The organism is Jeotgalibacillus sp. JSM ZJ347 (assembly GCF_044383825.1).
Lineage (GTDB): Bacteria > Bacillota > Bacilli > Bacillales > Jeotgalibacillaceae > Jeotgalibacillus.
Map to the genome: position 1 here is coordinate 62353 of NZ_JBISEN010000005.1, position 12573 is coordinate 74925.

Below are 12573 nucleotides of genomic sequence, written 5' to 3' on the forward strand. Positions count from 1 at the left end.
AGAATTCTGTATCTGCAGACCACATGAATCTAGTAAACTCAAACTTTCAGTGATATATCCAATCCAGGTGCTAAAGATCAAAAATAGGATGATGAAAGAGACAATGAAGATGGAACCGGTGTTTATCACTTTCATTGAATCACTCTTTTAAGTTAACATTCATTCACCAATGTGATTGAAGCTTATTTCCATTCAAATCATAGAAAATAAAATATTTATGACCCTGATCTTCATGTATGTCCTCCACCTGAACGTCATGATCAACTAGATGCTGGTGGAACGCTTCTAATTCCGGAACTGCAAAACCGAGGCTGAAAGCAGCGTCATTGTTGATTGTAAAATGAATAAACGTTTCATTTTCAGTTGGTACCAGTGTAATTAAAAATGGCCCTTCGTCTATTTTAAAAATCGCGAATGGATCCTCAGTAATCGTTACTAATTCAAGTCCTAATACATTTTGATACCATCGAACAGACTGATCTAAGTCTCTAACGGGAATTCTTATGTAATGAAGATGTTGGATGAATGATTTACTCAATGGGGTTCCTCCTATGAACCAATCAAATTATGCGAATACCTAACGCTTACTTTTAGTGATTTCATTGATTTTATTAATACCAATTATTTCAAATGTCGTGCTCCTGCACAATCTATTTATAGAATATTTCTATCATTTTATTTCATATAGCATTTAAAAGCCATTAAAAAAAGAACCTCCCATCCCAGGAGGTTCCTCTCATCAACTATTCTTAAAGTCCAGGCAGCACACCTGAGAACAAGCTCAAAATATACACCATCGTAAGCGCAGTCAGTCCAGCTAAGAACCCGCCAACTGTCCATGCCTTCAATGTCTGTGGAATCGTCAGCTTACCAAACTTGTTCACAACCCAGAAGCCTGAGTCGTTCGGAAGTGACAGTCCGATTGCGCCGGCACAGATCGCAAGTCCAAGTAATACTGGTGCGACGCCAAGGTCTACTGCCAGTGGTCCCATAATGCTTGATGTTGTTACAAGCGCAACGGTTGCTGATCCGAGTGATGCACGAAGGATCTGTGAGAAAATGAATGCAAGTAATAGGACCGGAATGCTCCAGCTCTGCATCGTTGCGATCAGGTGGTCACCGATACCACTCTGGTTGATAACCGCTCCGAACGCACCACCAGCACCCGTTACAAGAATAATCAGTCCGGCAGAGTTAATTGCTTCTGTATAAAGCTCCTGCTTTGGCGTTCTGATGTAAGGCTGCAGCACAATGATTGCGACAATTACACTGATAAACAGGGCAACGTTTTTATCCCCGATAAAACCTAATGTTGAAGCAAACACACCTTCAGGCACAAACAGCTTTGAAATTGTATTTACTAAAATCAAGACAATCGGAAGACCAAGCATCGCAAATGATAGCCCTGTGCTGATCTGCTTGCGCGGCGCTGCTTCCTCAACTGTTGCTGCTGCTTCTTCAGTCTCGTCAGTTGTAACGCCTGATTTCACGTGCTTACCAATAAACATCCCGTACAGATATCCACCAACCAATGTTGCAGGAATCGCACAGATAATACCGTATAAAATAAATAGTCCAAGATCAGATCCTGTATTTTCAGCAACCACCAGTGGTCCCGGTGTTGGCGCGATCATACTGTGTGACACGATCAGGCCTACCCCAAGTGCTGTTACGAATGACACGATGGAGATCCCTGTTTTCTTTGACAGACTCTTGATCAGTCCGCTCAAAATCACGAAGGCCGCATCAAAGAATACTGGAATCGATACAGCTGTTCCTGTCAGTGCAAGGCCTGCAGGTGATTTTTGTACACCGAATACGCGAAGGACTGCCTGTGCAATCCTTTCAATTGCGCCTGATGCTGCGAGAAATTGACCAAATACGACCCCAAGACCGATTAAGATCCCAACACCAGTCAGTGTTGCGCCAAATCCGCCTGCGACAATGCCCGGCACTTCAGCAACCGGAATCCCAATCACTAACGCCGTTCCAAGTGCTACCCCGATCAATGCTAAAAACGGTTCAAGCTTTAATTTTAGAATCAGGAAGAATAACGCCCCTAATGAAAGTAAAAAGATCAGAATCAGCATATTGCCTGTTAACATATTAATTTCCCCCATTCCCAATGTTAGTTTATTTGTTTCTGCTCAAGCAGTTCAACTACTTCTTTTAATGTCTCAATCTGTCCAACATTTCCCGGGAAGATGACGTACGGGATATGCGGGAATGTACTGCCCTCATCTGTTTCCCATACCGGAATCCCCGGTGCGACCTGTCCTTTGACAATGGCACGCTTGACCTGAAGACCATTTGTACCAACGTCACTTGATGTGATCCCGCCTTTAGCAATCACATAATTCGGTGTGACTGAAAGCGTGCGGACGATATTTGTGAGGGCCAGTGAGATCTCAACTGACAGTGCAAGCTCTTCTTCCTTCATGCCTTCTCCAAGGTCCAGACGCTCGCGGCGGGTGTAGATCACGGCTGTGACGCCTGAAGCAATCGCATCTTCAGCTTCTTTTTTCACACGTGCCACTTCTTCATCAAATGCTGTCTTTTCAAGCACCAGGTGACTGTTGAATTGGATAAATACCGGTGCATCTAGCTCCATTAGTGCTTCAAGCTGTTCAGTCGTCTTTTTCACGTGAGAGCCAATCACGACTAACCCACCATTCACTGAATCCTCCTGAATCAGTTCACTACGCGTCAAAAGTTTTCTTGTAGACACATTGCCAATCACCTTTGTAAATGTAGCGGCCGTCCGGTAAAGATAAGTCTTACCTTTTTGTAGCGCTTTCATTAATGCGATTGTAAAGACGCGTACATCCTGCTCCTCGATCGCATTTACCACAACCTTCTGAAAATTCTTCACTGCAAGCAGCTGCGCTTCAATCTCATCAATCGCAAAGCTGCGGATCGACTCAAGTGAGATTGTCGTGACATCCTCTGCTTTATAAGCACCCTTAGTCTTTTCTTCCACCCACTCAGTCAGGTCACTTGCCTGATAGCCAAACGTCCGGTCACCAGCAAACTCAGTTTCTCCTGCCGGAATCAGTTCTTCATCTTGTTGAACGTAATGCACATTATCAATCGTCAGGCGTCCGCCCTGCTCGAAAAATGGGAGGATTACTTCCCCATCCATCTCACCAAGCTCCTGGCGCATCACATCTGTCTCAAGCGGATAATGTCCGCGAAGCGTTGAGTCACCTCGGCTGATAATGAGAAATGGCTGGTTGAACGCTGCTGCCGTTTCCTTCACTCGTTGCGCAATCGTGCGGTGCACCTCTTCTGTTTTCTGGGCGCTGAACGCTCTTGAATTCGTCAGGATAAAGAAGATCTGATTGTCTTCCTGAAACCCGCGCTCAATCGTTTCCTTCTCCCAGTCCGTATAGACCGATACACTATGCACCGTCTGAACGCCTGTCGGATCATCATCAAGGACGACAATTTTATGTTTAAATGACTCATACGTTTTTGCATATTCACTGTTGACCTGATTGGCATCAAGTTTCGGATAATCTTTGATCTGTTGAAGTGTTAATGTCATTTTGCATTCACTTCCTTCTGCACTTTGACACCTGCAAGCTTTTCATAATGCTGCACAAGACCGCCGTGGTCATCTGCCCCTTTACCTTCAGCCTTCATCTCTTCATACATTTCAAGCACCTGACCCGACAGTGGAAGTGATACGCCGAGTGCGCTGCCTGTATCCAGTACATTTGTTAAGTCTTTTGCATTAATATCAATGCGGCCGCCTGCGACAAAGTTACGCTCTAAAATGAGTGGTACCTTTGCATCAAGTACTGCACTGCCTGCCAGTCCTCCACGGATCGCCTGATACATCTTCTCCACATCAATTCCTGCTTTTGCCGCAAGCACCAGTGCCTCTGACATCGCAGCAATATTCACATTCACCATAATCTGATTCGCAAGCTTCGCTGTTGTGCCTGATCCTGTGTCACCAACAAGGATAATCTGTCCGCCCATTGCCTCAAGTGCCGGGTAAGCCTTTTCATAAATGTCCGGCTGACCGCCTGCCATAATCGCAAGCGTACCATCAATTGCTTTTGGCTCCCCGCCGCTCACTGGTGCGTCGATAAAATGAACACCTTTTTCAGCAAGCTGCGCTGCAAACTGCTTTGAATAAACAGGTGAGATTGAACTCATATCTACAACAATTGCACCCTGCTTCACTGCTTCCGCTACACCATTTTCACCGAAAAGTACGGCTTCAACGTGCGGGTGAGCTGGCAGCATGGTGAAAATCACGTCCTGCCCCTCTGCTGTTTCTGCTGGTGACATGGCCGGTTTTGCCCCAAGCGCTGCAAGTTCCTGAATCGCTGCTGTATTTAAATCGAATACTGTCACGTCGAAATCTGCTGCAAGCAAATTCTTCGCCATCGGTTTTCCCATAATCCCAAGTCCAATAAATCCAATTCTCATTGTAAAAACTCCTTTCTAAATGTAAAGGCTTTCATGAATTAGTTCGATTGTACACGATTATTTTATTTTTGTATACAATTTATTTTAAAAAGTATACAAAATGATTTTATCCAACATTTCCATCTGCCCATTTTCACGCTATACTTAAGGCAGGACTTAATAAGGGATGTAACCGAACCTTTACAGATAGAGGAGGAGTGGCGCTGCCCGGCTGATCGATTGACACATCCAGATCCATCACCCCGAGCAGCAGCCCCGAAGCGTATGTCAAAACCATCATCATCTGCCTACGTACTCGCGTATGAAACGATCCGTGACAGAATTCTAAACGGAGAATTAGAAGGCGGAACAAAATTAACAGAAGAACGCCTTGCTGAAGAACTCGGCGTCAGCCGTACACCCATCAGAGAATCCATCAGGCGGCTTGAGCAGGAAGGCTTAATCAAAAAGAAACGCGTCGTCAAACCAACCGAAAGCGACCTACGCCACATGTTCCAGGTACGCATGATCCTAGAAGGTCACGCCGCCAGAACCGCAGCCGCCTACATGACAGACGACGAACTCACAGCACTCGCCGAATGTATCCACGTCGGCCGCACCGGCACCATCGAAGAAATCATGAAAGCCAATAAACAATTCCACGACTTAATTGTTCAAGCAAGTCGCAACCCTGTCATGATTGATATCATTGATCAGATGCAGTCGATTATTTATCTGTTCAGAAAAACCGTTGTGTATCATAAGAGACCTGGGTTGATTGATGAGCATGAGGAGATTTATGAAGCGATTAAGGGTAGAGATGCTGAGAAGGCTGAGGAATTGATGAAGAAGCATTTGCAGGCGGATTTGGATTTTTCGGTGCATGTATTGTAATAGGAAAAAGCGTTGATTGGGGATCAACGCTTTTTCCTATTACATTCTAGATCTTATAAAGACCACAAGCACAGGAGCAAACTTTGTGTAATTTTATTTAATTAACGCTTGAAAAGCTTTATATATAGGAAGATTACTCAAAGCCTCTTGCTCCGTTTTACTCAAGGAATTAAATATTTTATTTGACTTATGCTTATTTCCTAATATAACCTCACATGCAAAACATATTGAGCTTTCGCTTTTCTTCTCCGCTTTTTCAAGTATTTCAAAGATCTCTTGCTCATCTTTAGTACTTAACTGAATTCTTTTCTTTATTTTTATCAAATTGATATTAATTTTTGCTATATCGCTTTCTGGATCCTTTTCTAAATACCCTTCATTGAGTTCTAAAGCCAAATCTAAATATCTTTCATCATTGATTGAATCATAATAATTTATACAATCCAAAGATTTGTTTATAGTAACGTCAGATTCAATGTCATGAAACTCCTCAGTGAAAGATAATTTAAATATATCAAAATTAAAATTTGCCATTTCTTCTAAATCATTTATTTTTTCTGGAGTAAATATACTTACTTTCCAATACTTATCGTTCCAATCATTTCCCTTCCACTCACTAAATTCTTGTTCAAATTTTATTTCACTTTTGGGAGTAAATCCTCCCACTATAGACAATGCTTCTTTGCTAAACATATTAATAAATTTATTTCCGCTATACATAACCTTTATTTTTATATAATTTGATAACTCTAGATTAAATATCATATCTTCTATTTTAAAGTCTTTCTCAAAATTAATACGATCTAACTTTTTATCATTAAAAATTTCTATAATATCAGTAAAAAGATGCTCTAAGTCCTCGTTCTTATCAAACTCATAATTTGCACTAATTCCTATTTGATTAAAAATGTTTTTCATTTCTTCATAAAACTTTATATCAGTTGACAAATTATCAAATAAGTCTTTTTCTGTTATAGTTACACCCAGGTTAATCTTATTAAAAGGTAGTTTACCTTTTTCGATGTGATATTTAATGAAATACAAGCATTTCAAGTATGAATCGATCGATTTTATTTTATCTATATGTAACTTACCTGTTTTCACCTCTTTATAGACCTCGAGAGTTAATGTGTTTTCTATAATTACTATGATCTTATCTTCTGATTCTCTTATATTGTAATTAATCACCAAGCTATTATTGTCTATTTCAACCACTTCAAAATTACCCATTTTAATCTCTTTTAGTAGTACAGAATTAAGAGGAATCTCATAATTATTTAAAATTCCGTACAAATAAACGCTCTCTTCAAACAAATTATAGCCCTCTTTATCAGTATCATGGAAACGGATCTTATAATTGGTGAAATCTTTTTCGTGAGATGCCTCAATTAAATGTTTTGGCTGGCTTTCTACTACTCTCAAAGTGTTAATGCAGATTGATTCTAGTTCTCCTATATTCAAAACTTTAAATGATATTGAGATCGTTTCATTACCGCTATTCTTAAGTTGATATAGTATACCTTTTAAATCTAACGGTGCAAGTCTTCTATAATATGCTTGCTTTGCTCGTGTGGCTTTATTTATGGTAACTACAAAGTAAAGTACACCTTGCCCATCTTTGTAATAGACCTCTAAGTCTTTTTTGGCGACACTATGTTTTATTTTATTTTTTTTATTTACTTTTTTAAAAGTTGTTGTTCCTTTTACTTGAACAGGAACTCTCCCTTTAAAATTAGCTTTTTCTATAGCACCATTATATATCTCAACATCACCATCAAATGAGAGCCCTTTGTCGTTCCACTTTACATTACTAATTAATCTGTATGGTGGTTGCAGTATATGATAGTTAATCTCCATACAAGCTAAGTGCTCAATAATCACCTTATCCATTATTCACCTCTAAAAATAATTATTTGATAAATAAAAAATGATAAAGAAGGAAAAATCCTTCTGTTCTGAGAAAAGCTTGTATATATACTATGATTTAATTAAAATTCAGAAGTCATACAGAATTAATGTATATTTACTTCGAAATGTGAATTTGAAATGAGTCTTAAAAAGCATTATCAAAATAGGGAGAGACTTCTATTATTACTTTTATAGTACATAATTAAAAATCAATAGAGTTTGTCAAATATTTTCATCACCAATTTATTTTTGGTTATTTTTAGAGGTTGAGGTATTCCAATATTATTGGCAATTAAATGAAGTTGAGAAAGAGTAGCTTTGTTATAGTTATAAATCTGCGGTGCTTGTGAAAGGTTTAAAGAAAATAATAATTTTTTATTTTTTTTACTAAACAATCTGGAGGTATTAATTTGTTTAGCAATTTCTTTATTTAGTAAATCATAGCTTTCATATCTATTAATACGTTTATAACTATTTTTAAATCCATAAGATACTATTTTATTAGTAGAATATTTTTTTGTTTCAACTTTCCACAAAAGATTTCTTAAAGAATAATATAAGATATAAACATCCGATTGATTTCTGCTGCTATGAAAATAACGTGAAAATAATTCTTGGATCTTTTTTATATATTTTTTAATTTTATCATTACTAACAGAAACGTCGATTTCATTTGAACCGTTGCTACTTTTGAAGGAATAACCAAGATATGAAAAATCAAAATTGTTTTCTTTATTAACAACTTGTAGTTGAGTTTTATCATTTAGTTCTAACTGATAATTTTTCAAAAGCTTTTCAACTAAAGATATTAAATGATCTTTTTGTTCTTTGTGGTTACCATAAATCACTACAATAATATCATCTACAAATCTTTCATAGAGTTGTATATTAGGAAGAATAATCGGCATAAGTTGATCAAATTCTTCAAGATAAATTTCTGACAACGATGAAGAAAAGCTTATTCCCTGTGGCAACCCTTTAACCTTATTAGAAAACACGATTTCTTTCACCTTATTTAACGAGTTCTCTTTTAACATCATAGACTTATTTAATTTTTGATACAGTTTATGAGTATTTATACTCTCAAAAAAATTCTTCACATCAAATCTTAAAATTGTCAGAGATGTCCCTTTAGCTATTTTTTCATTTTTATTACTTAAAACAGTTAATAAAGCATCAATTATGTAATCTCTGTTTTTATCTATTAATCTATACTTATTTTTAAGTTCTAAATGAATCTGATAGTCAACTAGTTTTTGACTCGAAGGCGCTACATAAATATTACGATTTTTTATTATTAGACGCTTATATTTAGAAACTTTCAAAGGTAATTCACTCCTTTTAAAGGTATGGCTAGGTGGTAAGCAAGCTCACCACCTTATCACCCCTCAACAAGCGGGTAATATTGGAGCTTAATTATATAATGAATCAAGATCCCTAATGTGTGTGCAAGGAGCAGGTACTGTTCAACAGTATAATGTAAAAGCTTGACCGATCTAACAGTATATAAGTTGAATAAACCATTTCCCGTGTTACTTTTGGCCGATACCTCTGTTATTATAATAAGAAATAAAACAAAAAAATGGAAGAGGTTATTATGAAAAATAAGTTTTTTCTTAAAACTGATGTTTTACCTTCAGAATTGCCAATAAATTTCACAAACAAAAACCTATATTTAGCAAAAAAGGATTTTTCGAATAAGATATATACTATTCCTTATAATTTTGAAATCCCTAAACCTAATTCAATTAATAATAGGGTATTGAGTTTGCCTCATCCCATTGCACAATTACAAATGATGAATTTTATTGATGCATTTAAGTTTAATATAACTAGTTTTTGTTCGCTGTCACCCTTCAGTATAAGATCTCCTTATAAAATAAATTCAATAAATACTCATTTAATAAAAAGAAAGCTACAAAAAATTACATATGACAATGAACAGTTTTTTAATGCTGATGATAAATATATGATCAGGCTATCTTATAACGATGTTGTTGAAGAATATCATAATTTTTTTAGATACAAGAAATTTAGTATGCTTACTCAATTTTTAAATTCTCCCATATATCATCGATCGAAATCTAAGTATGATAATTTTATGAAATTAGATATCCAAAATTATTTTGACTCAATTTACACCCATTCTATAGAATGGGCATTGGCAGGTGATAAATACAGTATCAAAACAGGGTCTTTAAATACAAATACTGATGACTTTCTGAAGGCTATAGATTTAATATGTCAACAGATAAATTACAAAGAAACCAACGGAATCATAATAGGTCCAGAATTCTCTAGGATTATATCTGAAATTCTTTTAACAAGAATTGATTTAAATATATTTAGGGATTTGTTTGATGTTGGATTAAAATATAATAAAGATTATATTATTTATCGTTATATTGATGATTACTTTATTTTTTTCAATAATGTTAGTGATATGAATGATGATAAAATTAAAGGAATAATTAGTAATAGACTTAAAGAATACAAATTATCATTAAACGATAACAAATATGCTTTAGCAGATTCCAAAACTACTTTAGAAGATGACAGTATTGTCACATTAATCAAAGTAATAGATTACTTTTCCCAAAAATATTTCGAAACTTCTAACTTTGATAATCGTATGAAATACATAAGTAATTTCTTAATTGATTTTGAAGTTATTATACAAAAATACCCTACTAAAAAACAAAAGTTAGTAAGATATACCTTAAAGTCTCTAAATAAATTTATCAAAACTACCAAGGTGGAACGTGACCGGAAATTAATATTCGAACTAGCTTTACACTTATTTTCTCATTCTCCTGAATATTATAGTTCTAGGTATTACTATACTTTTTTTCTTAAATGTATAGAATTCTCTAAAAAAGAAAAAATGGACAAGAGTCTGCTACGCAAGTTAGATGAAGACGCTTTTCATTTTATGGTGAAAGCTTTAAAACAGAATTCAAATCACTTCCCTAAAATATACGATTTACTTATAGCAATGAAATTTTTAGATAAGAAAATATCCTCTTCTTTACTTTGTTCACTAATTGAAAAACATAAAAACGATTATTTCAGTCTTTGCACAATTGCATTATATATATTAAATGAAGACAAAATTGTTACTAAGCAATATATTATTGTGCTTAAAAAAATTATTTCCACTCTGGATTTCTTTTTAAAAAATTATACTCAAAAAAGCCCAAAGAAATATCAAGACGCTTTTTACTTCTATCTAATTAATGACTTTTATCATTATCCTGGGTTCAACAAAAATTTTATTACAAAAAAAATTCATATGTCTTTAAAAAATGAATATAATGAGATGAAAAAAAATATGAATTTAGAATCATCTGTAACTCCTTCTGAGATTGATGTATTAATCAACAGATCTTATTTTAATTGGACCTGTAAGTTTGAATGGTTCTTTAAAAGAAGTATTCTTAAATCTGAAAACATTTCAAATGATACTATTAATAGCGATTATTAATTGAAATATTGACAAATCAAAATCATATTATAAAAAACAAACCCTGCGTTAGAAGTTATTTATGTCGACAATCAAAATCAGTTAACCTTAAAAAGATTGTTCAGCGCAGGGTATTTTTTTATTAGATTTTTATAAAACTCAATTTTATGTAGTTAGTACTTTCCCTATGATAAGTAACTGTCAGTTTAATCTTTTTTATAGCTTTTTTAAATTCTCCAACCCCGCAACCCCAAATCCCCCAGGTCCCGAATGCGTCGAAATCATCCCACCAGCCTGAATCCATCTAACATTTTCAAATCCATTCTCCTTCGCAACTTCATCCATCCGTTGCTTGATCCCCTCATCAAGTCCAATCGAATAAATCAGATACAGTTGCTCTCTATCAATATCGAATTCTTTTAAGTAATCACTAAAAAGCTTCTCAGTCGCTCCGCTCATTTTCCCGCGGTATTTCTTTGTGGAGACGAGCTTTCCACCCTTTAATTCGATGCATGGCTTTATTTTCAGCAGTGCGCCGATCAGGGAAGCCATGTTGCTGACGCGGCCTCCTGCTTTTAGAAATTCGAGGCTGCCCGGGATGAAGGCGAGTTTTGATTTTGGAACGACTGCTTCTATTTTTTCGATTAAGTGTGCTGGTTCGATGTCAGGTTCTTTTTCCAGTAAGTCAGCAGCATATAATACAACAGCTGCTAATCCTCCGGTTACGTTTAGCGCGTCGATCAGGTGGAGGTTTTCGAATTCTTCTGCAGCGATGACTGCGTTTTGAAAGGATGAGGATGCCTGTGATGTATAGCCGATATGTACGATGGTGCTGTCAGGGTACTGTTCTTTGATAGATGTGAAAAACTCCTGGTACTCGTGAATATTCGTGGCGGTGGTGGAAGGTATTTTCTTCGTGCGGTCATAGTAGTCATAGATGTCCTGGACTGGTAAAGAGCCGTCCAGATAATCTTTTCCGTCCATGATGATGTGCATGGGAACGACTTGCAGATTGTACTTTTCAACTAGATCCTTCGGCAGGTCGGCGCCGCTTTCGGTTGATAGGATGATGTTAGGCATGTGAACTCCCCCTTGGTTGTTTGTAGCGTTTGTTTTTCCAGTTATTGCTTTAACTATACAGGAGATTGTGGGGTTAGTGATGTGACAAATATAATTTTTTGGAAGAAAAAAGCTCCTTCTCATTTTTGTGAGAAGGAACTCTTGAACTTTTGACAGTCAAACTTTTCGGACAATCACTATATTACATATTCTCTAATCTACCGTCTCTTCACTATCGAGTAACACATAATAGATCGCATAAACGATAGAAAACAAAATAATCAAACCTAAAAATGAGAATTCAATTCTTCTAAAATATACATCTGTTACTACTTTAAATACAACTGCACAAATAACAAGTTGTATGAGGTAATTAAAAATCATGACTTTTTTAGTAATCGAGTAATCAATCATACTAAATAGTATTTTTGAACAAGTATCAAGCAGAGTTGATAAGATATAAATTAAAAAGAATAAGAGCCCGAAGTACAGAACATTGTTGAGAACCCCATCATAAAAATCAATTTTTGCTAAACCTCATTCGTTAATGATTCTATAAAATCCAAAGGAACCCAAGAATGGGAAAGATATAAATACATTAGCGATTATAATTGCCATTATAGCAACGGTTACAGCAGCTAAAATACCACCTTTATCTACTTTTTTCCGATCACCCATCGCCAACAACTCTCCTTGAAGCTACAACTAGCATCACACATCGAAGCCAAAGCGTTAACGCACATAATCAATGTAATGATCTTCTAATAATATATGCTAATTATAGGAATTATTGACCAAAACACTTGACTCTATTATATGGATAATTT

The 12573-nt window shown here is 36.0% G+C and carries 10 protein-coding genes; 2 read left to right on the forward strand and 8 right to left on the reverse strand.

Features of this window, described 5'->3' with window-relative positions; all coding sequences use genetic code 11:
* Positions 1-163: 163 nt before the first annotated feature.
* From ACH6CZ_RS13945 to garR, 4 genes are all read right to left on the reverse strand, one after another.
* Positions 164-538, reverse strand: a complete 375-nt coding sequence (locus ACH6CZ_RS13945; protein WP_374098074.1) for a VOC family protein — start codon at positions 536-538, stop codon at positions 164-166.
* Between the two features lie 211 nt (positions 539-749).
* Positions 750-2105 carry a GntP family permease gene (locus ACH6CZ_RS13950; protein ID WP_374098075.1) on the reverse strand — a complete coding sequence of 452 codons (1356 nt, stop codon included), beginning with the start codon at positions 2103-2105 and terminating at the stop codon, positions 750-752.
* Positions 2106-2128: 23 nt separating this feature from the next.
* Positions 2129-3547 carry a four-carbon acid sugar kinase family protein gene (locus tag ACH6CZ_RS13955; protein ID WP_374098076.1) on the reverse strand — a complete coding sequence of 473 codons (1419 nt, stop codon included), beginning with the start codon at positions 3545-3547 and terminating at the stop codon, positions 2129-2131.
* The gene (garR, locus tag ACH6CZ_RS13960) at positions 3544-4443 is read right to left on the reverse strand and encodes a 2-hydroxy-3-oxopropionate reductase (protein WP_374098077.1); all 900 of its coding nucleotides are present in this window, start codon (positions 4441-4443) and stop codon (positions 3544-3546) included. Before garR ends, ACH6CZ_RS13955 begins: the two co-directional genes overlap by 4 nt.
* A 264-nt stretch (positions 4444-4707) precedes the next feature.
* Here garR and ACH6CZ_RS13965 point away from each other — a divergent pair, with 264 nt between their 5' ends.
* Entirely contained in the window at positions 4708-5316 is a 609-nt protein-coding gene (locus ACH6CZ_RS13965; RefSeq protein ID WP_374098078.1) for a GntR family transcriptional regulator, read from the forward strand.
* Between the two features lie 93 nt (positions 5317-5409).
* On the opposite strand, the gene ACH6CZ_RS13970 is transcribed toward ACH6CZ_RS13965, so the two are convergent.
* Both ACH6CZ_RS13970 and ACH6CZ_RS13975 read right to left on the reverse strand, forming a co-directional pair.
* On the reverse strand, positions 5410-7206 hold the full coding sequence (locus ACH6CZ_RS13970; protein ID WP_374098079.1) for a DUF4365 domain-containing protein: 1797 nt from the start codon (positions 7204-7206) through the stop codon (positions 5410-5412).
* Between the two features lie 227 nt (positions 7207-7433).
* Positions 7434-8549 carry an RNA-directed DNA polymerase gene (locus ACH6CZ_RS13975; protein WP_374098080.1) on the reverse strand — a complete coding sequence of 372 codons (1116 nt, stop codon included), beginning with the start codon at positions 8547-8549 and terminating at the stop codon, positions 7434-7436.
* Between the two features lie 272 nt (positions 8550-8821).
* On the opposite strand from ACH6CZ_RS13975, the gene ACH6CZ_RS13980 reads away from it, so the two are divergent.
* Positions 8822-10708 (forward strand): RNA-directed DNA polymerase, encoded by a 1887-nt coding sequence (locus ACH6CZ_RS13980; protein ID WP_374098081.1) that lies wholly within the window; start codon positions 8822-8824, stop codon positions 10706-10708.
* A gap of 195 nt (positions 10709-10903) precedes the next feature.
* Here the strand turns inward: ACH6CZ_RS13980 and ACH6CZ_RS13985 are convergent, their stop codons facing one another.
* Both ACH6CZ_RS13985 and ACH6CZ_RS13990 read right to left on the reverse strand, forming a co-directional pair.
* Positions 10904-11767 carry a DegV family protein gene (locus ACH6CZ_RS13985; protein WP_374098082.1) on the reverse strand — a complete coding sequence of 288 codons (864 nt, stop codon included), beginning with the start codon at positions 11765-11767 and terminating at the stop codon, positions 10904-10906.
* Between the two features lie 516 nt (positions 11768-12283).
* Positions 12284-12424 carry a hypothetical protein gene (locus ACH6CZ_RS13990; RefSeq protein WP_374098083.1) on the reverse strand — a complete coding sequence of 47 codons (141 nt, stop codon included), beginning with the start codon at positions 12422-12424 and terminating at the stop codon, positions 12284-12286.
* Positions 12425-12573 lie beyond the last annotated feature (149 nt).

Coding starts and splice junctions, on each gene's coding strand:
- ACH6CZ_RS13950 (WP_374098075.1), bottom strand. CDS start 2,105: ATGTTAACAGGCAATATGCTGATTCTGATCTTTTTACTTTCATTAGGG.
- ACH6CZ_RS13955 (WP_374098076.1), bottom strand. CDS start 3,547: ATGACATTAACACTTCAACAGATCAAAGATTATCCGAAACTTGATGCC.
- ACH6CZ_RS13985 (WP_374098082.1), bottom strand. CDS start 11,767: ATGCCTAACATCATCCTATCAACCGAAAGCGGCGCCGACCTGCCGAAG.
- garR (WP_374098077.1), bottom strand. CDS start 4,443: ATGAGAATTGGATTTATTGGACTTGGGATTATGGGAAAACCGATGGCG.
- ACH6CZ_RS13980 (WP_374098081.1), top strand. CDS start 8,822: ATGAAAAATAAGTTTTTTCTTAAAACTGATGTTTTACCTTCAGAATTG.
- ACH6CZ_RS13990 (WP_374098083.1), bottom strand. CDS start 12,424: ATGGGTGATCGGAAAAAAGTAGATAAAGGTGGTATTTTAGCTGCTGTA.
- ACH6CZ_RS13965 (WP_374098078.1), top strand. CDS start 4,708: ATGTCAAAACCATCATCATCTGCCTACGTACTCGCGTATGAAACGATC.
- ACH6CZ_RS13970 (WP_374098079.1), bottom strand. CDS start 7,206: ATGGATAAGGTGATTATTGAGCACTTAGCTTGTATGGAGATTAACTAT.